Origin of the sequence: Cohnella laeviribosi DSM 21336 (assembly GCF_000378425.1) — a bacterium.
Lineage (GTDB): Bacteria > Bacillota > Bacilli > Paenibacillales > Paenibacillaceae > Cohnella > Cohnella laeviribosi.
On record NZ_KB899816.1, the window covers coordinates 83,031 to 102,181 of the forward strand.

20 protein-coding genes are annotated in these 19,151 nt (G+C 59.4%); 4 read left to right on the forward strand and 16 right to left on the reverse strand.

The features are described 5' to 3' along the window. Positions 1-5: 5 nt before the first annotated feature. Complete coding sequence (locus F560_RS0108035) at positions 6-962, reverse strand: ketopantoate reductase family protein (RefSeq protein WP_019005208.1); 957 nt, start codon at positions 960-962, stop codon at positions 6-8. A 375-nt stretch (positions 963-1,337) separates the two neighbouring features. Next, on the reverse strand, positions 1,338-1,982 hold the full coding sequence (locus F560_RS0108040) for an RsfA family transcriptional regulator (RefSeq protein ID WP_019005209.1): 645 nt from the start codon (positions 1,980-1,982) through the stop codon (positions 1,338-1,340). Between the two features lie 294 nt (positions 1,983-2,276). Between F560_RS0108040 and F560_RS0108045 the strand changes: the two genes are divergently transcribed. Then, entirely contained in the window at positions 2,277-2,513 is a 237-nt protein-coding gene (locus tag F560_RS0108045) for a DUF2626 family protein (protein WP_019005210.1), read from the forward strand. Positions 2,514-2,609: 96 nt separating this feature from the next. On the opposite strand, the gene F560_RS22795 is transcribed toward F560_RS0108045, so the two are convergent. Continuing rightward, positions 2,610-3,770: a class I SAM-dependent methyltransferase gene (locus F560_RS22795; protein ID WP_019005211.1), complete on the reverse strand. Its 1,161-nt coding sequence runs from the start codon at positions 3,768-3,770 to the stop codon at positions 2,610-2,612. 175 nt (positions 3,771-3,945) lie between these two features. Here F560_RS22795 and F560_RS0108055 point away from each other — a divergent pair, with 175 nt between their 5' ends. After that, entirely contained in the window at positions 3,946-5,037 is a 1,092-nt protein-coding gene (locus F560_RS0108055; RefSeq protein WP_026298157.1) for a coiled-coil domain-containing protein, read from the forward strand. On the opposite strand, the gene F560_RS0108060 is transcribed toward F560_RS0108055, so the two are convergent. Next, a complete protein-coding gene (locus F560_RS0108060) occupies positions 5,008-6,327 on the reverse strand; it encodes an ABC transporter substrate-binding protein (RefSeq protein ID WP_019005213.1) in 1,320 nt (439 codons plus the stop codon). The genes F560_RS0108055 and F560_RS0108060 overlap by 30 nt on opposite strands. 97 nt (positions 6,328-6,424) lie before the next feature. After that, complete coding sequence (locus F560_RS0108065) at positions 6,425-7,759, reverse strand: PhoH family protein (RefSeq protein ID WP_019005214.1); 1,335 nt, start codon at positions 7,757-7,759, stop codon at positions 6,425-6,427. 100 nt (positions 7,760-7,859) lie between these two features. On the opposite strand from F560_RS0108065, the gene F560_RS22800 reads away from it, so the two are divergent. Next, a complete protein-coding gene (locus tag F560_RS22800; RefSeq protein ID WP_245554827.1) occupies positions 7,860-8,456 on the forward strand; it encodes a YhcN/YlaJ family sporulation lipoprotein in 597 nt (198 codons plus the stop codon). 33 nt (positions 8,457-8,489) lie between these two features. Here F560_RS22800 and F560_RS0108075 read toward each other — a convergent pair whose 3' ends face one another. The 7 genes from F560_RS0108075 to F560_RS0108105 all read right to left on the reverse strand — a co-directional run bounded on the left by F560_RS0108075 (position 8,490) and on the right by F560_RS0108105 (position 13,836). Continuing rightward, positions 8,490-8,693, reverse strand: coding sequence for a hypothetical protein (locus F560_RS0108075; protein ID WP_019005216.1), 204 nt, complete (start codon positions 8,691-8,693; stop codon positions 8,490-8,492). A gap of 78 nt (positions 8,694-8,771) precedes the next feature. Continuing rightward, complete coding sequence (locus F560_RS0108080) at positions 8,772-9,875, reverse strand: LCP family protein (RefSeq protein WP_019005217.1); 1,104 nt, start codon at positions 9,873-9,875, stop codon at positions 8,772-8,774. Continuing rightward, complete coding sequence (locus tag F560_RS22805; RefSeq protein ID WP_019005218.1) at positions 9,872-10,174, reverse strand: hypothetical protein; 303 nt, start codon at positions 10,172-10,174, stop codon at positions 9,872-9,874. The genes F560_RS0108080 and F560_RS22805 overlap by 4 nt, the downstream gene beginning before the upstream one ends. Positions 10,175-10,225: 51 nt before the next feature. Then, positions 10,226-10,537, reverse strand: coding sequence for a YlaH-like family protein (locus F560_RS0108090; protein ID WP_019005219.1), 312 nt, complete (start codon positions 10,535-10,537; stop codon positions 10,226-10,228). A gap of 45 nt (positions 10,538-10,582) precedes the next feature. Next, the gene (typA, locus tag F560_RS0108095) at positions 10,583-12,424 is read right to left on the reverse strand and encodes a translational GTPase TypA (RefSeq protein WP_019005220.1); all 1,842 of its coding nucleotides are present in this window, start codon (positions 12,422-12,424) and stop codon (positions 10,583-10,585) included. A 107-nt stretch (positions 12,425-12,531) separates the two neighbouring features. After that, positions 12,532-13,014 (reverse strand): hypothetical protein, encoded by a 483-nt coding sequence (locus F560_RS0108100; protein WP_019005221.1) that lies wholly within the window; start codon positions 13,012-13,014, stop codon positions 12,532-12,534. Between the two features lie 156 nt (positions 13,015-13,170). Then, positions 13,171-13,836 carry a TerC family protein gene (locus F560_RS0108105; RefSeq protein WP_019005222.1) on the reverse strand — a complete coding sequence of 222 codons (666 nt, stop codon included), beginning with the start codon at positions 13,834-13,836 and terminating at the stop codon, positions 13,171-13,173. Positions 13,837-13,980: 144 nt separating this feature from the next. Here F560_RS0108105 and F560_RS0108110 point away from each other — a divergent pair, with 144 nt between their 5' ends. After that, the gene (locus F560_RS0108110) at positions 13,981-14,694 is read left to right on the forward strand and encodes a TerC family protein (RefSeq protein ID WP_019005223.1); all 714 of its coding nucleotides are present in this window, start codon (positions 13,981-13,983) and stop codon (positions 14,692-14,694) included. Between the two features lie 404 nt (positions 14,695-15,098). Here F560_RS0108110 and thiI read toward each other — a convergent pair whose 3' ends face one another. The 4 genes from thiI to F560_RS0108130 all read right to left on the reverse strand — a co-directional run bounded on the left by thiI (position 15,099) and on the right by F560_RS0108130 (position 19,048). Beyond that, a complete protein-coding gene (thiI, locus tag F560_RS0108115) occupies positions 15,099-16,340 on the reverse strand; it encodes a tRNA uracil 4-sulfurtransferase ThiI (RefSeq protein WP_019005224.1) in 1,242 nt (413 codons plus the stop codon). After that, positions 16,337-17,494 (reverse strand): cysteine desulfurase family protein, encoded by a 1,158-nt coding sequence (locus F560_RS0108120; protein WP_026298158.1) that lies wholly within the window; start codon positions 17,492-17,494, stop codon positions 16,337-16,339. The genes thiI and F560_RS0108120 overlap by 4 nt, the downstream gene beginning before the upstream one ends. A gap of 137 nt (positions 17,495-17,631) precedes the next feature. Continuing rightward, the gene (locus F560_RS26425) at positions 17,632-18,387 is read right to left on the reverse strand and encodes a lytic transglycosylase domain-containing protein (protein ID WP_019005226.1); all 756 of its coding nucleotides are present in this window, start codon (positions 18,385-18,387) and stop codon (positions 17,632-17,634) included. A 160-nt stretch (positions 18,388-18,547) separates the two neighbouring features. Further along, positions 18,548-19,048, reverse strand: coding sequence for a DUF3907 family protein (locus tag F560_RS0108130; RefSeq protein ID WP_019005227.1), 501 nt, complete (start codon positions 19,046-19,048; stop codon positions 18,548-18,550). Positions 19,049-19,151: the final 103 nt, after the last annotated feature.

Here is a 19,151-nt window from a genome sequence, read left to right on the forward strand (position 1 = left end):
TCTCCTCATCCGCCGGATAACGCCTTCACCAATGCCGTCAGCTTGTCGTTCCAGGGCGATGCCCGTCCGATCGCGGACGCCAGGCGGCTGACCGCTCCGTTGATGGAGCCGATCTCCGTCGCCCGCCCCGCAAGCGCGTCCTGCAGCATCGAGGAGCGGTTGGCGGCCGTTCGTTCGCAAACGCCGATCACTTCCCGCCACAACTCCTCGGAAGCTTTAAGCCCATACGAAGCGAGAATGCCGGCCGTTTCCTCGTAGACCGCCCTCATCGCCGAGCGCCTCTCGGCCGTCGCCAGCATTTCCCCGTTCGTCACGCGCAGCAAAGCGGTCAAAGGATTGATCACCGCGTTGACGAGCAGCTTGCGCAATATCCGCTCCGTCATTTCATTCGACAAAAATACGGTAAATCCTGCCTGGGAAAGGCAACTTTCGACGGTACGGGCCGTTTCCGCGGGGATGGGACCGGCCAGGCGGACGGGGGTTGCGCCAAGCAAGGGAGCGCGGCCGAACCAGGTCGTCCCGCGCCCGGTATGCCGGACCGTCCGCGCGTCGATCTTCAGCGCCGCCTCGGTCGTCACCGCGGCCATAAGCGTTCTGCCGGGCAATGCGGCTTCAAGGCGCTCCAGATGGCCGATGCCGTTGCACAGCGCCACGATCGCCCCGCCCCGGCCGACGGCCCGATCCAGCGCCGCAAGCAGCGGCGGCTTCAGCGCGGTTTGCTTCACCGCCAGAAAAGCAATCACGTCTTCCCCGGGCGGCGCATCCTTGACCGCCGCCGCCTCGACGGAGGCGACGGCGTCCGCGGTCCCGTCCGCATGCTCGATGCGGACGCCTTCGGCTTTCAACAGCCTTGCCTGTTCTTCCGTGCGGGTCCAGATTTCCACCGGCTGGCCGGACGCCGCCAGCTTCCCGCCGATCAGCAAGCCGAGCGCTCCTCCCCCGACGACCGCAATGCGCGTCATGGCGTTTCCTCCTCTCTTTTTCGTTCCAATGCGTTCCCCCTCTTTCTCGCTTAAATACGTTTCCCCTCTCTTTCTCGCTCCAATATTATACAGCAAGATTGTACAGCCGGCTCTCAACGGGAGTTCCTCTCGTAGGGGCGACGCCCCGGGCGAGGGGGGGCTCCATGCGGCAGTGCGCATCCAGCATGTAGTCCGCCCCGTACCTCTCTTAGCCCCGAGCGGCTATATTGGAATTGGTGCAGGATATGGTCTCCTTTCGCGCCTTTCCGGATCGCATTCTCTTTTCGGGGACGACGCGATTTTTGAGCAGGGGGCGGGTCCGGCCGCACAAAAAAACGACCTGCCCACAAATCTTGTGGAAACAGGCCGATTTCTTCATTCGATGCGCTCCAGATTGCCGTTGGCGTCCATCTTGAAGCGAGTCTTCTCTTCCTCCGGTTCTTCCGCGAGAAACGCAAGCCGCCTCGCACGGTCCATAATCTTGATCAGCGCCTTATAGTCGTCGTTCACGACTTGGTAGTCGGTCTGGACCTCGTTTACTTCCTTGGAAAGACGCTCGTTCTCCTCCTGCAGGGCGGCAATCCGTTCGTCCTTCTCTTTCAATTCTTTTTCCAGGTGCTTGATTTGCCGGTTCAACTCCTGGATCAAGCCTTTCCATTGCCGCAGATAACGGATGACTGCTTCGAGCGACAGCGATTCGGCCGTCACCGCTTCCCCTTTGGCCAGTGGCGCCTCGCCGCCGGTTGTTTCTTCCGCGGCGTCCAAATCGGCTATGCCCTGCTTTTTCAAATAATTCCGCTTCTGCCGCTGCTGCTTGGCGAGCTGGATCGCCTCGCTATACCGTTTCCGCACGCAGCTGTTCCACCTGAATCCGCAGGCCGCCGCGGTCCGCGCGATTCTCCGCCCTACTTCTTCGAATGCGGCCAGCTGCGTGCCGCCTTCCCGGATATGCCGCAGGGTCACCTCGGCCAAAATCAAATCGTCGTCTTCCGTCCATGCATCCTGTCTGGCTGCTGTCATCTGACTGTTTTCCCTCCTCAACTTGCATCGATGCTTCTCAATCCATTTCTATGCTTGGCGAGAAATTCATAGAATCTATCGGATACTCCTATGTATATCCAATTTTTGCGCGCGTATACCTGTGCGGTACCGAAACGAAATCCAGAATAAAAACGCGATCCTTGCGGAAACCTACGTAACCGAAACGAAAAGTTTGCCAATTCGTCACTTCTTCCGGTTTACACTTCGTACGGGCAGCGGGTATAATAGCGTTTAGAATTGGGTTGGAATGCGAAGCAGAGAGGGGGATCTTTCATGGCACGCATGTTTCGGGTGCTCGGCTTCTTCACGCTTGTGATCGCGCTGATGTCCTTCGCAGGCGATATGTGGGAAATGGCCTTGCTGTTCTTTATACAGGCGGCCGTATTTTTCCTGTTCGGTTATCTGAAATTCACGGAGCGGACCTATATCTTCATGTTCTGGGGATATATGATCATTGCGTTCCTGGGCTTTACATACTGGTCGGTGTTCGAGATGGGTCTGCCGTTCTGATCGATGGCGGAGCCATTCGGAAGAAAAGCTTGAGACGCAGGCTTCCCTGCGTCTCAAGCTTTTTTGTTTGCCGCCCTTTCTTTTTCACCGTGCCGGTCAACCGCGTTTCGCGAAAATTTGCACCTTGAACAGTTCGCCCATCCCGTCGGACAGCAGAAGCTGGCGGATCTGGCGGTTGCGCCGGACGACCGGGGCAAACGGATCGGTACACGCATGCGCGGCAAGCCGGTCCAGCACGCCCGACGCGATCAGAAACCGCTGCTGCGTCCCGTACCAGAGCGGCTCCCAGCCCGCGTGAACGGCGGCGTCGCGGATCGCCGTAAAATTCACGTGCGCGGTGATGTCCTGCTCGCCGGGCAAAACGTAGGGTTCGCCGTGCGCGATATGCCGCCTGTAGCATACCAGCGTTCCCTCCATCCGGTGCGGACCCGTCAGCTCGGCCGCCTCATCCCCGTAATCGAGGATGACCAGCAGCGCATTTCCGAGCTTGCCGTACAAGCCGGCCACCCAATCGGCCGCGTCGAGGCCGACCTCCGCAATCTGCCCCTTAAGCAGCTTCGTCCCGTCCAGCGCAAGGCGTTCCGCGAGTCTCGGCGTGCTGAGTCCGGTCAGGCAAGGCGCGGGCCGCCCGGCGTTCTCGTCCCAGAACACGCCCTGCTCTGCCAGCCCGTCCTCCGTTTGCACGACCCGATGGACCGGAAAAGCATCGAGCAGCTCGTTCGCGATAACGATCGTGTTCCCTTTCCGCCACGGATAAGCCTCGGCCTCCGCTTCCGCGAAAATGCGGGCCGATCCGCTTTCGATCCGATCGCGCAGCGCAATCTCCGCCTCCCGGCGGTGCGCCGGATGATCCTCGACGACAAAAAGCCGGAACCGGTCGCTCGCCCCCTCCCGGCCCCAGGATTCGCCCAGCTGCCGGATCAGCCTTCCCGTCCCGCCTCCCCAATCGACCACGTTTGCGCCGCTTCCGACGCCGAACCGTTCGTCGGCCAGCTTCCAAAGCGCAGCCGCAAGCTGCTCGCCCATCGTTTCGCCGAGAAACGGGCTCGTGTAGAAGTCGCCGGACCGGCCGACCCGCACGGGACCGCTGCGGTAATAGCCGCAGTCCGGATCGTAAAGGCACAATCGCATGTAATCGCGGAAGGTCAGGCAGGGCACTTCCGCGCCCGAAGGCAGCCGGCCGACGCGGCCGCTTCCGGCCAGCTCGTTCCGGAACGCTTCGGCGAACTTGGGCACAGGCGCATGATCTTCCGGCAATCTTCTTCGCCTCCTTTCCCTGCGTTTGCCAACCGATTATAATTAAACTTCGGACAGAACGATCGCGTAATCTTATGCAGGCTCAAGAGAACGCCTGCCGGACTTCTATTTTCGACGTTCGGTTCATAGGCTGAACTACCGCGCCGCTCGTCCGCCCGAAAGGAAGGAGGCCCCGATGCGACGATTGTTATGGTTAGGATTGCCGCTGCTGCTGGTCGTTGCGGCGTTGACGCGGGCCGGGGCGCTCGTTCCCGTGTACGCCGACCCGGCGAGCATGACGGATGAAACGCGCAAGCTGCTGGAAAAAAGCCTGTCCGTCACCGAAATCGAACGCGAGATCGAACGGATCGGAACCTTAAGGCGCAGCGCCGAAAAAGACATTGCCCAGAGCGAGGCGAGACTGGCCCAGCAGGAGATGGCCATCTCCGCCCAGCGCGAACGGGCCGGCCGCGCCCTTCGTTCTTATTATATGGGACAGAAGGATATTCTGCTGTCCGCCGTTTTTCAAGCCCGGTCGCTGTCCGAACTGCTGCGGACATGGGAGCTGATGGAGCTGGTGTTTCGGGCCGACCGGGAAGCGATGCTGACCTATCAGGAAGAATACGACCGTCTGCGCCAAGGCTACGAAGCGCTCAAGCGGAGCAAGCAGGAGCTCTCCGACGTGGAGAACGCCCTGATCGCCCAGCGCAACCGGGTGGCCGCCTTGCGGCGCGAACTCGATCAGGCGCTTGCCGACAGCGGGCAGGGAGACTATTTGCGGCAGCTGATGAACGAGCTGCAGGCCTATTGGCGCAGCGTCGGCTTGTACGAGGTCCGCGAGCATTTCCGCGCGCTGGCGAAGGCGATGGGCCATTTGCCGGACTGGATTCAGGAGCACCCGGACATGATGACGACAAGCGGGTTGAAGACGACGATTACGATTCCCGACAGCATGCTGAACGAATTCATCCGCAGCCAGGACGAGCGCTTCAAGACGTTCACGATTTCGTTCAAACCCGGCCGGATGAAGCTGGAAGGTTCGCGCGGCGACCTGAGCGTTGCGATCGAAGGGCACTACACCCTGGAAAACGAGCCCGAAAATGCGATCCGGTTCCATGTCGACAAGCTGGTGTTCAACGGCCTCGAATTGCCGGATACGACCAGAGCCGATCTGGAGCGCGAATTCGACCTCGGGTTCTATCCGCAACAGCTCATTCGTTATGTAAAGGCCGACAGCGTCAGCATCGAAGAAGGACAATTAACGGTCACGCTTAAAATCGGCAAATAATTCCGTTGCGAGCGCCTTCCATCTCTCCGGCGCGACGGAACCGTCCAGCAACCCGCTCCACAAGGCTCCGATCTCGGCCAGACGCGAAGCGACTTCAGGACCCGAGGCGAGCGCCGGCTCGTTCGGGAACCCGCGCAAGCCCGAATCGCTTAACGCCTCTACGATCCCGTATGCCTCCGAATAAAGGGAACGGGAAACCGGCAGCCGTCCGGTTTGGCGATAGTTTTGCAATTGGTTGTCCTTGCTCGTCATTTCTGCGGCCCAGACGCGGGCCGCTTCTTCGTGTTTCGTCTTCGCGGACAGCACGATGCTGACGCCTCCGGGCCAGACAAAATCGCGGTTCCAGGCCGACCGGTCGATAGCCAGGGCGGCGGCCTCGGAGCCGGACAACGTCCGCAGCGCCCGTGTGGCGGCGGAATTTCTCGCGACAACCGCCGCCGCTTCCCCTGCGGCAAACGACCGCCAGAACGCCGGCGTCAGCGGACCGGAACGAATGCCGCTTCGCGCCTCGGCAAGCAGAGACAGCGCCTGTTCCAGCGCGCCGCCGTCCGACGCTTGTCCCGCCGAGGTCAGCGGCGCGTCCTCGCGCCGGTTTGCGAACAGCCCGATCCACGCGAGCAAAGCCAGCGGATCGGAGCCGTCAATGGCAAGCCATCCGGCGTTCAGCCCCGTTTCCGCAAGCTTGCCGGGCAGCTCCCGCCAAGCCTCGGGGGAAAGCGGGGGGCTGAACTTCGTCTCCCCCTCGGCCTGCAGGGCGCTGAGCACCTCGGTATTCCATACGACCACATACGGATCCATATCGCGAGGCACGGCCCAAACGTAGCCGTTCCATTTCAACTGGGAAACGAGAGAATCGAACGGCTCCGAAATCGCCTCGCCGACGAACACCTCGTCGGCCGGCAGCAGCTCGCCCGCCACCGCAAGCGCTGCGACCCATTCGTTCGGCACAAGCCAGATGTCCGCGCCGTCCGGGCTCCATTCCTCCCCGTTCCAGCGCCTGCCGGCCTCCGCCGGGTCCTGACGCCTCAGTTCGACCGAAACGTCGGGATGGCGGAGCCGAAAGGCCTCGTTCTGCGCCTGCAAGGTTTCGAATTCGGACATGCCGACGACGGCCGTGACCGCAAGCTCCGCCGGCTCCTCCCCAACGGGCGAAGCGGACGGCAAAGCCTCCGTCCCTCCGGAAGGACTGGCCGGCTTCACGGTGGGAGCGGGCGCCGAAGCCCAGGGAGACAGAAGCAGAACCGCCAGCGTCAGCAGCACGAGTATAACGGTCGACTTGCGACGCGCCACGCCGCTCACTCCTCTTTCGGTTTTTGCCATTTATCTATGATAACAGGTAGGAACAGGAATGTCTCGCGTTTTTGGCAATCGTGATCTGGCCGGCGCGCTACAGCCGTTCCGCCGCGAGCTGCGCGAGCCGGGAACGCTCCCCTTTTTCCAGCGTGACGTGCCCGCTGATGCTCTCCTCCCTGAACCGTTCGACCAGATAAGTCAACCCGTTGCTTTGCGCGTCCAGATACGGGTGATCGATCTGCTCCGGATCGCCGAGCAGCACGATTTTGCTTTGCTCGCCGACGCGGGAGACGATCGTCTTCACCTCGTGTCGGCTCAAATTTTGCGCCTCGTCGATGATGATGAACTGCCCGGGAATGGATCGTCCGCGGATATAAGTGAGCGCCTCGACCTGGATGCTGCCGAGCCCCATTAAGATTTTATCGAGATCCCCCGATTTTTTCGTATTGAAAAGAAACTCCAGATTGTCGTAAATCGGCTGCATCCACGGGCGCAGCTTCTCTTCCTTCTCGCCCGGCAAATACCCGATATCTTTGCCCATCGGCACGACGGGACGGGCGATCAGCAGCTTTTTGTACTTGTGCTCGTCTTCCACCTTTATCAGCCCCGCCGCCAGGGTAAGCAGCGTCTTGCCCGTTCCGGCCCGCCCGGTCAACGTCACCAGCGGAATGTCGTCGCTGAGCAGCAATTCGAGCGCCATCCGCTGCTGAGCGTTGCGCGCGGTAATCCCCCACACCGGATCGTTGCTCAGATGCAGCGGTTCGAGCCGCTGGCCGTCCGGACTCACCTTCAGCAACGCCGATTTGGACGTGCCGAGTTCGTCTCGCAAAATGACGAATTCGTTCGGGTGCAGGCCGGATGAAATACCAAGCTGCCGTACGGACAAAAACCGGAAATTGTAAAACTCGTCGATCACCGAAGGGTGCACGCGCAGCGTAACGTGACCGGTGTACTGGTCGGAAGGAGTAACCGTCCGGTCCGACAAATAATCTTCCGCCTTGATGCCGAGCACATCGGCCTTGACGCGGACAAGAACGTCCTTGCTGACCAGAATGACGGGACGGCCCGCCTCGCCGTGCTCGAGCTCTTCCATGTGGTAATTCAGCGCCACCGCTAAAATCCGGTTGTCGTTGGTCATTTCGCCGAAAAGTTCTTGCACCCGGACGAACCGCCGGTGATTCATCTCGACCTTGAGCAGCCCGCCGCTTGGCAACGCAATGCCGGCGTGCAGATGTCCCTGTCCGCGCATCCGGTCAAGCTCGCGGGATACGAAGCGGGCGTTGCGTCCGATTTCGTCGGCCAGCCGTTTTTTGGAGTCGATCTCCTCCAATACGACCGAAGGGATGACAACCTCGTTCTCCTCGAACGAAAACATCGCCAGCGGATCGTGCAGCAGCACATTCGTGTCGAGTACGTAAATTTTTTTCATCGGTGGTCCCTCCCGGGTTCGACGATTTTTGGCGTTTTTACATACCTGGCAGACGACAGGGGACAATAAGGGAAGCACTCCAAACGAAGAAGGTGAAAACATGCGATGGCAGCCATACGGGTATAAAGCTGCAATGGGCCTGCTGCTGGCCGCTTTGGCTTCAGGGGCCGCGGGCTGCGGCGCGAAAAAGGCCGCGCCCGAGCCGACGGCCAACCGCTTCCGGACTCAAAGCGAACAAACGGCCAACGCGGCGAAACAAAAGATCAAGGATCCGAAAGCGGTAGCCGCGCATCTGGAACGGCTTGCAACCAGCGTGCAGGGCGTCAAGGGAGCGAATTGCGTCGTCTTCGGTAATTACGCGATCGTCGGCATCGACGTGGATCCGGCGATGGATCGGTCGCGGGTCGGAACCGTCAAGTATGCGGTCGCGGAGGCCTTCCGCAAAGACCCTTACGGCATTGACGCGCTGGTGACGGCGGACGTCGATATCGCGCACCGGCTCCGGGAAATCCGGCAGGACGCGCAGCAGGGGAGACCGATTGCCGGCTTTGCCGACGAGCTCGCGGATATCGTCGGGCGCCTCATGCCGCAAGTGCCGCGCAGCATCATTCCTCCCGCTTCCCCGGATAACGACAGCGCGGTGAAGAAACGGGAAACGGATTCGGCTCGGGGTCATCACGTCCACTCCTCCCGATGAGGTTGAGCGCATGCAAAAAAGCCCAGTGAACCATCACTGGGCTTTGCGCATGCCGACAAACGCTTGTCCAAGGGTATGGAATTGTTCCGTCCGACGCTCGGCACGCTCGCCGGGCTGGCCGTCCGAAATCGCCGCGGGACAAGCCGGCCAACGCGCGCGAGCGGCGACGCCATGCTGAGCTGCGGATAATGGGGCGTTCATTCCGGATTCGGGAAGCAACGTGAACTGGACCGCCATTCGCAGACCTCCTCGAAGCGTTCGTGGCCTCATTATAGCATACGCCGAAATCCGATTCCAAGACCGATCCGCCCGGTTTTAACCGGCGTCGGAAGCAGACGCCGCCTCGTCCCCGCCGACCGTCCGGCCCTCCGGCGAAAGCTCCTCCGCCAGCGCCTCCCGCGCCTTTTGGACGCTGCTATCGTCCAGATAAACGTAAGGACTTTTCCATTTCCCTTCCAGCGGGATGAACCGGATATGCTCCGAATCGAGATCGTAATAGGCCTTGAGCATATGGGTAATCTGCTGTTTCGGGATGTCCGTCGTCATGTTGTTGCCGACGGCGCTGATGACGTTGCCGAGCCTGGTCACGCCGCCGAGCGACTTGAGCTTGTCGGCGATCGCCGCAAGGACGCGCGCCTGGCGTTCGTTGCGGGCGAAATCGCTGGAATCGGCGGTTCCCCGGTTCGACTTCCGGTACCGGACGAAATCAAGCGCCTGCTTGCCGTCCAGCACCTGCTCGCCTTTTTTCAAATCGATATTGGTCTTGTCCGCGTTGTCGACGTACCGCATGTCCTGATCGACATAAACCTTCACGCCGCCCAGCGCGTCCACGACATCGATGAATCCCTGGAAATTGATAATGGCCGTATAATCGAACTTGACGCCGAAAAACTCGCCGAACATCTTCCGCATTCCTTCCCGGGCGTAGGCGTAGGCTTGGTCCTCGTTCAGCCCTTCCTCCGACCGGCCTTCACGGTAAAATCCCGAATAATAAGCGTTCACTTTCTGTTTCTTGTATCCGTCCAGCTCGAGCAAGGAGTCGCGCGGAATCGAAACGACCGTGGCGGTATTCGATTTCGGGTTAAAGGCCGCCACCATCAGCACGTCCGTATTCAGCGTTCCCGTGCCCGAACGGGTGTCCAGTCCCAGCAGCACCATCGACACCGGCCTGACCTGCGCGCTGTCCGCCGAGGCGATCGGCTTGTCGTCTCCGCCCCCGGAGATATCGTTGAGAAACTGGTTGAATTCCCAGTACAGGTAGCCGGCATAAGCGCCCAAACCCAAAATCACGACGGCAAAAAACGACAGCAACACGGTTGCCCAACGGCGGCGCTTCGGTTTTTTCGTCTTTCGGGGCGCCGGCGTTCGACGCGTCTGTGCGCTCCTGGAGCGCGGCGGCAACGGCGTACTTGCGTTCATTCGCTCACCTCAGCATCTTCTCCGCCACCATCCGGAGCGAGGCCGTACAGCTCGTTGCGAAGCTGTTCGGACGCTTCCCGGTCGAACCAGACGGTCCGAGGGGCGGCATCCCGCTCCCGATACGTGACGTAATATTTCGCGGCGTCGGCCGAGCTGATTTCAAACGACGCCAATCCGTGATCTTCCGACAAAATTTGCGCGAAAAAGCGAAGCGAATCCCTTGCGGCCTCGTCGTCCGGCCGTACCTCGGTCATCAGCTTCGTCTGGAGCCAATAAAACAACGCGTCGGTCAGACGCATCCCGCTCCCCCCGATCGGCTGCGATCGCATCCTGAATCCGTCCCGTTCGGCTTAACGCGATCCGGACGTTTCGGACGCCGGCTTGTTGCCGCCGTCCTTGCGCTTGCGCCATTTGTCGTACAGCTGGCGAAGCCGCAGCATCAGCATCATGATGACGGCGACGCCCATGCATTGGATGATCGGCAGCTTGTCGATCTGGAGAATCAGCAGGATGAAGCAGCCGACCGCCATCATGACGTAAACCAGAATCTCTTTCAAAATCGGCAGTTTTCCGGGACGAAACACGGCGTTGAAAATATAGGCGGTAAACGCAAATATGAGCAGATAGGAGACGACAGGATGGTCCTGGAACCACTGCTGCACGCTTGTTTCCTCCTTCGTTGGCGCCCGGAGAAGCGGGGTAAAACCTTAAACGCCCGATTCCGCCAGTTTGCGCTGCTTTTCGTATTTGTCGCGCTCGCTTTTGTTCAAAATCTTTTTCCGCAGGCGGATCGACTTCGGCGTAATTTCGCAGTACTCGTCGTCGTCCAAATATTCGAGCGCCTCTTCCATCGACATCAGGCGGGGCGTCTTCAGCTTGACCGTCTCTTCCTTGTTGGCCGTCCGCATGTTGGTGAGCGCTTTTTCTTTGCAGATGTTGACGATGATGTCGTTTTCGCGCGTATGCTCGCCGACGATCATCCCTTCGTACACCTCCGTGCCCGGAAGCACGAACAGGGTGCCGCGGTCTTCGACGCTCAACATGCCGTACGTCGTCGAAGTGCCCGTCTCGCTGGCGATGAGCACGCCCTGATGACGGCCCCCGACTTGTCCGCCTACAACCGGTCCGTAATGGTCGAACGCATGGTTCATGACGCCGTACCCGCGGGTCAGCGTCAGGAAGTGCGTCCGGTAGCCGATGAGGCCGCGCGCCGGAATGAGAAATTCCAGCCGGACCTGGCCGTTGCCGTTGTTGATCATATTGACCATCTCGGCTTTCCGCGTGCCGAGGCTTTCCATGACGCTGCCCATGCTTTCCTCCGGCACGTCGATGATCAGCCGCTCGATCGGCTCGCATTTGACGCCGTCGATTTCGCGGACGATAACCTGCGGCTTGGACACCTGCAGCTCATAGCCTTCGCGCCGCATATTTTCGATCAGGATGCCCAGATGCAGTTCGCCGCGGCCGCTGACGATGAATGCGTCCGGGCTGTCCGTCTCCTCCACGCGCAGGCTGACATCGGTCTCCAGCTCTTTGAACAGCCGCTCGCGCAGCTTGCGGGACGTCACGAATTTGCCCTCGCGCCCGGCGAAGGGGCTGTTGTTGACGAGAAACGTCATCTGCAGCGTCGGCTCGTCGATCTTCAGGACGGGCAAGGGTTCGGGCTTTGCGGGATCGGCGACCGTTTCGCCGATATTGACGTCCTTGATGCCGGCGATGGCGATAATGTCGCCGGCTGCCGCTTCCTCCAGCTCGATCCGCTTCAGCCCCTGGAAGCCGAACAGCTTCTCGACCCGGGCCTGGCGGATCTTGCCTTCGCGGTCCAGCACGGCAACCGGCTGGCCTTGGCAGATTTTGCCCCGGTTCACGCGGCCGATCGGAATCCGGCCCAAATATTCGTTATAGTCGAGGAGCGTAACGAGGAACTGCAGCGGTTCTTCCGTGCTTTCGCGGGGAGCCGGAATATGCTTCACGATCGTTTCGTACAGCGGCTCCATCGAGGTGCCGGGCACGGAAGCATCGAGGCTGGCGATTCCGTTCAGTCCCGATGCGTAGACGACCGGGAAATCCAACTGGTCGTCGCTGGCTTCAAGCTCGATGAACAGCTCCAGCACTTCGTCGACGACTTCGGCCGGACGCGCCGCCGGCCGGTCGATCTTGTTCACGACGACAACCGGCACCAGCCCCGCTTCCAGCGCCTTCCGCAGCACGAATTTGGTCTGCGGCATGCAGCCTTCGAAGGCGTCGACGACCAGCAGCACGCCGTCGACCATCTTCATGATCCGCTCGACTTCGCCCCCGAAGTCCGCGTGCCCCGGCGTATCGACGATATTGATCAAATAGTCCTTGTAACGTACGGCCGTGTTTTTGGCCAAAATGGTAATGCCGCGTTCCCGTTCCAGATCGTTCGAGTCCATTGCGCGCTCCTGCACCTGCTCGTTGTCCCGGAACGTACCGGATTGACGCAGCAGCTGGTCGACCAGCGTCGTTTTGCCGTGGTCGACGTGCGCAATGATAGCGATGTTCCGGATGCGATCTCTTGGATGCATGGTTCCACTCCTCTTGATCTCTGTATCCCAACATAAAACGCCGACGCAAGGCCGACGTATACCCACATCCCTTCTATTATAAGCGAATCAGGCCTTAAATCAAGGGATTACCAGATTTTCGGGCGGCGCAGCACCAAGTAGGTGCCGATGCCGATCAGGATCAGCGCCAGGAGATATACCCCCCACGTCCACAGCAGCGTCATGACGAACATGAGCAGCGAAATCGCTCCGAGCCCGACCGAGGCGACCCAGACGCTGCGGTTGCGGACCGGGCCGAATATGTAGTATTCGTACAGTCCCACCGCAACGGCAAACAAAAAAAGCGGCCACAAATACTTCATCAGGCTCCAGTCGAACCAGCGTCCGATCAGCAGCGGAACGGATACGACGGTCAATATTCCCGCAGGAATAAGCGCAACCTCCGGCAAGATCCGGCCGAAATACAGCACATGGAGCAGCACGCCGGCAACCAGAACGAACAGCGGCCAGAACACCGAACCGATATAGGCAAATACGCCTAGCTTCCCCAACAAGATGATCAATCCCGCAGCCAAAACCAGAACGCCCACTGCGGCGGATTGCTTATTCACTTTGGCCCCCCCAATTCTCTCAAAAACTGTAGCTATGTTTGAACCAATTTCCTTTTAGTGTAATGGAATTGAGGCGAAAAAACTAGGCCGCTAAGTTAAATTTCAGACAAAGATCATGAATGGTCCGAAAGACGGAAACCGTCTTTATGCCGCGATTCAAACGCGCCTTCTCCGCAGCCAAAGCGCCGCGGCGAGCAGAATCGCAACGGCAACGAACGGAAGCGCCTCGGCCGCTTGGGGAGAAAGCTGCGGAAGCCAGCGGTTCCAGGCGGGGTCTTTAAGCACCATATCCCCGGCCGCATACCCGAGCAGCGCACCGCCGATGTAGACGAGGAACGGCAGGCGGTCGAGCGCGTTCATCATAAACGAACTGCCCCAAATGATCAGCGGTATGCTCATGGCGATCCCGATGACCAGCAGAACGACGTCCCCTCGGGCGACGGCGGCGATGGCCAGCACGTTATCCAAGCTCATGACGAAATCGGCGGTCACGATCGTCCAGACGGCGCCGGAGAGCGTCCCCGCCGCTTCCGTCCGCTGCGAATGGCCGTGGTTTTCCGCCAGCAATTTCAGCGCGATGGCAAACAGCAGCAGCGCCCCGGCCGTCTGCAGAAGAGGAATGTTCAGCAGCGTCACCGCTCCGACCGTCAGCACGCAGCGCAGCACAACGGCCGCAGCGCTCCCCCACCATATGGCTGCGCGGCGTTGCCCGGGCGGAAGCCGCTGCCCGGCCATCGCAATGACGACGGCATTGTCTCCGCTCAGCAGCACGTTAATGAGCACGATTTGCAAGAAGACCAACAGATTTTCTCCAAATCCCATCCCCTAATCCTCCCCTCATACCCGTTGTATGTACAAGCCGTTCAGGTTATGTTATAGAATGTTGAACAAATGCCGGGATTTCTTTTGAATCCTTTCGGCCGTCTCATACGTATTTAACAGTTGTACATTTTAGGGGGGTCCAACGTGGAAGAGATATTCAGTCTGCAGTTTTTCGGTTCTTTGCTACAGATCGTCTTTATCGATTTGCTCCTGGCAGGCGATAATGCGATCGTCATCGGACTTGCGGCAAGAAACCTGCCGAAGCACAATCAGCGGAAGGCGATATGGTACGGCACCGGAGGGGCGATTCTGATTCGCGTGGTCGCCACCTTGCTGGTCGTGAGCTTGCTCAAGATCCCGTTTTTGCAGGCGGTCGGCGGCGTCGTGCTGCTGTGGATCGCATACAAGCTGCTCGTTCAGGAGGACTCCCACGAAGAAATCAAAGCGAGCAATTCCCTGTGGGGAGCCGTTCGCACCATCGTGATCGCCGACGCGGCCATGGGACTCGACAATGTCATTGCCGTCGCCGGAGCGGCGCACGGCAACGATCTGCTGGTGATTCTGGGTCTTTTGATCAGCATTCCGGTCGTCGTCTGGGGAAGCACGCTGTTTGTCCGGCTGATTAACCGGTTTCCCTGGATCGTCTATTTCGGTTCCGGCGTACTGGCCTATACCGCGGCCAAGATGATTACGCATGAACCGAGATTCGACGGCCTGTTCCACGACAATCCCGTTGTGACGTGGACGTTCGTGGCGGCGATGATCGCCGTCGTGGTCCTCGGCGGCATGTGGACGAATGCGATCAAGGCGAGGAAGGAACGGGAGAAAGGCCTGGCGAACGGAGACGCGCGCAAATGAACGCTTGAACGATTTCCCGTATGCGGGATTATCCTCCGGCTCCTTTTCCGGCTTCGGGTCATCCGTGGTAAGCCGTCCCGGGCTTTGGCGTTTTGACGATCGGATCAAACGGACCGTGGTTCCGCTATCCCGTCCATATCCGGCTAAAATCCCAAGCGCCCGGACACAGAAGCCGTTATTCTATCCAAACAGGAGCCTTTTTTGATGAATGGACGGGAAATAACGGACCCGATGTCCGAAACGGCAACGATTTGGACTTTACAACGGTACATAGCGGATTTCCTGTCCCGCTCCCGAAAAGAAAGAACCCCCGAAACTCCGCATAACGCGGAATTCGAGGGTTCTTTCTTCGTTTATCGCGGCAGAGAGGCCGGACAACGGGGCCGGACAGCGGGCCGGCGCGTTCAGAACCACCGGTCTTCGTCGGCCGTCCCGGCCGCTTCCGCCTTTCGGGCGGCGGGGACGCGGCCGCGGGAGTCGATCAGCACCGTTTCCGTGCCGGCTACCGCCTCTTCGATCAGACGCTCAAGCTCCGCCTTCATTCCGGCTTCGATCCGCTCCACCACGTGCAGATTCGGATTGGTCGCCGGCGATTTCGGAACGAACAGCGTGCAGCAGTCCTCGTAAGGCAATATCGACGTTTCGTAGGTGCCGATTTTTTCGGCTTGACGGATGATGTCCAGCTTGTCCATCATCACCAGCGGCCGGAGCAGGGGCAACGACACCGTGCGGCCGATCACGTTCATGCTGCCGAGCGTTTGGCTGGCGACCTGCCCGAGGCTGTCTCCGGTTACGAGCGCGAGCGCGCCGCTGCGCTCCGCCAGCTTTTCCGCAATGCGGAGCATCGATCTGCGCATCAGCGTGATGATCAGGTTTTCCCGCCCTTTCTGCGCCAGCATCGTCTGAATCTCCGTAAACGGCACAAGATGCAGCTTCAACCGTCCTCCGTAATGCGCGAGCCGCTGCGTCAAGGATACGACTTTCTCCGTTGCCTGCTCGCTGGTGAACGGGTAGCTGTGAAAATGGACGGCCTCGATCTCCAGCCCTTTGCGCATCGCCATCCATCCCGCTACGGGGCTGTCGATTCCGCCCGACAGAAGCAGCATCGCTTTGCCGTTCATCCCGATCGGGAAGCCGCCGGCTCCCGGAATGACGCGGCAGTATACGAACGTTGCCTCGGCCTGAATATCGACCTTCAGTTCGATCTCGGGATTGCGCACGTCCACCTTTAGATCCGGCGTGTTGCGCAGCACATGCGCCCCGACCAGATGGTTCATCTGCTGCGAGTCGTGGGGGAAGTCCTTCCACGTTCTCCGCACCGTGACTTTAAACGTCTTCGGAGTCCGCTCAAGTCCCCGCATAACCTGAAGCGCGGCATCCTGAATCGCCTCGACTTTGTTTTCCGCCCTGACGACCGGGCTGAACGAGGACAGGCCGAATATTTCCGAAAGGCGCTCGGACACGGCGTCGAAATTTTCTCCGTTCAGATGAATGAAGAGTCTGCCGTACGATCTTTCGAATTCCAGCTTTGAAAAAGAAGCCAAGGCCTGCTTGATGTTGGTAAACATGAGCGATTCGAATCTGCGCCGGTTGCGGCCCTTGATCGTCAATTCTCCGAATCTCACCAGGATTAAATTGTAATTCATGAAAAACTCCTCTCCAACGGCTTCAGCTTCGCGACGACCGCCCTAAGCCTGTCGGCTAAAATATCGATATCGCGTTCCGTATGCTCGTCGCCGAAGCTGATTCGAATGCTGCCCGAAGCCCGCTGTTCGTCCAATCCCATGGCGGTCAGCACCCGGCTCGGCTTCAGGCTTTTGGAAGAGCAGGCCGACTGCGTGGAAATCAAAATGCCGTGCTCTTCGAGCATGTGCACAAGCACTTCCGGTCTCATGCCGGGGTAGGAAACGTTGACGATTTGCGGAGCGGACCGCTCTTCCTCTTCCGGCACGTTAAGGCAAAGCTCCGGAATGTCCTTGAGCAGCCCGATCAGCTTGCGCCGCAGCCCGTACATCCGCGTCCTCCGCTCGTCCATCGATTCCATCGTCAGTCGGAGCGCCTGCGCCGTCGCGACGATGCCCGGCACGTTGTGGGTTCCGCTCCTTCGGCCATCCTCCTGTCCTCCGCCGGCAAGCAGCGGGGCCAGCGCCAATCCTTCGCGTACCAGCAAGAAACCGACGCCCTTCGGGCCGCGAAATTTGTGCGCCGATCCGGTATACAGATCGATCCCCCATTCCTTCCAGCGCACCGGCACTTTGCCGATCGCCTGGACGCCGTCGACATGAAACCGCACCTGGGGACGGTCCGCCAGCAGCCGGCCGATTTCCTCGATCGGCTGGATCGCTCCGGTCTCGTTATTGACGTGCATGACGCTGACCAGCACCGTATCTTCCCGCAGCGCGTTGGCGACGGAATCGGGGCTGACGCGGCCTTGTCCGTCCACCGGCAAAATCGTGACCTCCACGCCCTGCCGCTCGAGCTGCTTGACGCACTCGTAGACGGAAGCATGCTCAATCGCCGTTGTAATAATATGCTTTTTCGGCTTGCGGGACGAAAACACGGTGCCTTTGATCGCAAAGTTGTTGCTTTCGGTGCCGCCCGAAGTGAAGACCACTTCGTCCGGCTTCGCTCCGAACGCTCCCGCTACGGCCGATCTTGCCCTTTCGACGAGCCTCATCGCCTCCGCGCCCGATTTGTGAAGCGCCGCCGCATTGGCGTAGTGCAGCGTCATCAGCTCTCCGACGGTCCGCACGACTTGCTCGTATGGAAGCGTAGACGCCGCATGGTCAAAATACAGCATGTCCATTCCTTCTCCTCCTTTCCCGCAACGATGCACAATCATTTTTCCCAATCGTAAAAAAAGACCAAAAAGGGATGACTGCGCATCCCCATTTGATCCCCGATCCGGATAACATGAAATGTATAGCGGCGGCTTTCTTACAACAGCGACGTCCAATTGCTTCGCGCATCCAGCACTTTGCGGATGTACGCCTGCGTTTCGGCGGGAAGCTCCGAAAGCCTGGAAAGAACATCTTCGTTCGTGCGCAATCCCAGACGGTCGACCCGTCCGGGCCCCGCATTGTAGGCTGCCAAAGCCGCCATCTCGTTGCCGTCGTATTTGCGCAGCAAATACGAAATGTAGCGGGTTCCGCCATCGATATTTTGCGCCGGATCGAACGCGTCGGTCACGCCCAACCCCCGCGCCGTGCCGTCCATAAGCTGCATCAAGCCTTTGGCTCCGGATGAAGATACCGCGTCGGCCCGAAACGACGACTCTGTCTGGATGATGGCTTTGACCAGAGCAGGATCGACGCCGTACCGGGCTGCCGCTTCCTTGATTAACGGATCGTAAAGCGAAGTGGCGCCAACGTCTTCGATAAGCCCCGCCGAGCCCCCGGTCCAGGCGTTCAAACCGGACAAGCCTAGGGGGCCGCTCGGCCCGAACAGTTGGGAAGAATCGGACGATCCCGAGCCGCCGTAGGCGCCGGATGAGCCGTAACCCGCCGAAGCCGCGAGGCTTTCCGATTCAAGCATTTGCGCCAGAAGCTGGCTGAACAAACTGTCGTCCCCGTCCCGCACGGACGATACGGGGTCGGTATCGAAACCGAGCGGATCCGCGCCGGCAAGCCACTGCGACAGCAGCAGCTCCTTCAAAATGCGGGGATCCGTCGCCATGACCTTCATGTCGCTCATCTGTCAATCTCTCCCGGAAATTGATGCCTGTCCTTACCCATTTTACATCAATTCGGGAGACCAAGAAAGAAAAAACTGACAATCGGAAGGGTCTTGGCCTCAAAACGCGCTTTTAGGCCTACGTCTTCTGTATCAGTCTTTGTTTTTGGGCTTCAGGCGGTTATTTTTGCTGGTTTTGCAGCCGGCGCTGGATCAAATATTCGCTTTCATAATACGACAAATCGTCGCGAAGTTCCTCGTAAATGCGGGATATGCTCAACACGATGTCGCGAATCGCGCGAACCGGCTTGATCCGGAACCGGATCGCGTCCTGGCCAGTGTACGCATAACGGCCGTCTTCGGAGTAGCCTTCGTTCTTCGGGTAGAAAAACGCGTTCACGCAATTGTGGTAAACCTCGTACAAAGCCTTTTCCGCCGCTTCGGCATCGAAATTCGGCCTGCGCAGCAATGCCCCCAGCTTCTCGTACGAAACTTCGGAGAAGACGAGCAAATGGCGAAGATCGGACAGCATGCCGGAATAAAAAGCGATCAGCTTCTCGTCTTGCTCTTCGACTAACTGCGGTAGTGCGTTAGCGTTCAAAAAAGCTTCCAGCTCGGCGCACGCTGCCTTTAATTTGTCTCGGCTGGATTCGGCGAGGGCCCTGGCATTGGCGGATGGCATAACTCACTTACCCCTTTCATTTTCCCACGGACATAAGTAAAAACGTTTCGTCAGATCGGCGTCCGCGAAACTTATCCTCATCGTACCATAAATTCAAATGAAA

Bases quoted from the DNA above. Each gene is read 5' to 3' on its own strand.
- F560_RS22800 (WP_245554827.1), top strand. From the start codon at position 7,860: ATGCGATGGCAGCCATACGGGTATAAAGCTGCAATGGGCCTGCTGCTG.
- F560_RS0108040 (WP_019005209.1), bottom strand. From the start codon at position 1,982: ATGACAGCAGCCAGACAGGATGCATGGACGGAAGACGACGATTTGATT.
- F560_RS0108105 (WP_019005222.1), bottom strand. From the start codon at position 13,836: ATGGGATTTGGAGAAAATCTGTTGGTCTTCTTGCAAATCGTGCTCATT.
- F560_RS26425 (WP_019005226.1), bottom strand. From the start codon at position 18,387: ATGAGCGACATGAAGGTCATGGCGACGGATCCCCGCATTTTGAAGGAG.
- typA (WP_019005220.1), bottom strand. From the start codon at position 12,424: ATGCATCCAAGAGATCGCATCCGGAACATCGCTATCATTGCGCACGTC.
- F560_RS0108045 (WP_019005210.1), top strand. From the start codon at position 2,277: ATGGCACGCATGTTTCGGGTGCTCGGCTTCTTCACGCTTGTGATCGCG.
- F560_RS0108075 (WP_019005216.1), bottom strand. From the start codon at position 8,693: ATGGCGGTCCAGTTCACGTTGCTTCCCGAATCCGGAATGAACGCCCCA.
- F560_RS0108055 (WP_026298157.1), top strand. From the start codon at position 3,946: ATGCGACGATTGTTATGGTTAGGATTGCCGCTGCTGCTGGTCGTTGCG.
- F560_RS0108130 (WP_019005227.1), bottom strand. From the start codon at position 19,048: ATGCCATCCGCCAATGCCAGGGCCCTCGCCGAATCCAGCCGAGACAAA.
- F560_RS0108120 (WP_026298158.1), bottom strand. From the start codon at position 17,494: ATGCTGTATTTTGACCATGCGGCGTCTACGCTTCCATACGAGCAAGTC.
- F560_RS22805 (WP_019005218.1), bottom strand. From the start codon at position 10,174: ATGCGTCTGACCGACGCGTTGTTTTATTGGCTCCAGACGAAGCTGATG.
- F560_RS0108065 (WP_019005214.1), bottom strand. From the start codon at position 7,759: ATGAAAAAAATTTACGTACTCGACACGAATGTGCTGCTGCACGATCCG.
- F560_RS0108080 (WP_019005217.1), bottom strand. From the start codon at position 9,875: ATGAACGCAAGTACGCCGTTGCCGCCGCGCTCCAGGAGCGCACAGACG.
- thiI (WP_019005224.1), bottom strand. From the start codon at position 16,340: ATGAATTACAATTTAATCCTGGTGAGATTCGGAGAATTGACGATCAAG.
- F560_RS0108035 (WP_019005208.1), bottom strand. From the start codon at position 962: ATGACGCGCATTGCGGTCGTCGGGGGAGGAGCGCTCGGCTTGCTGATC.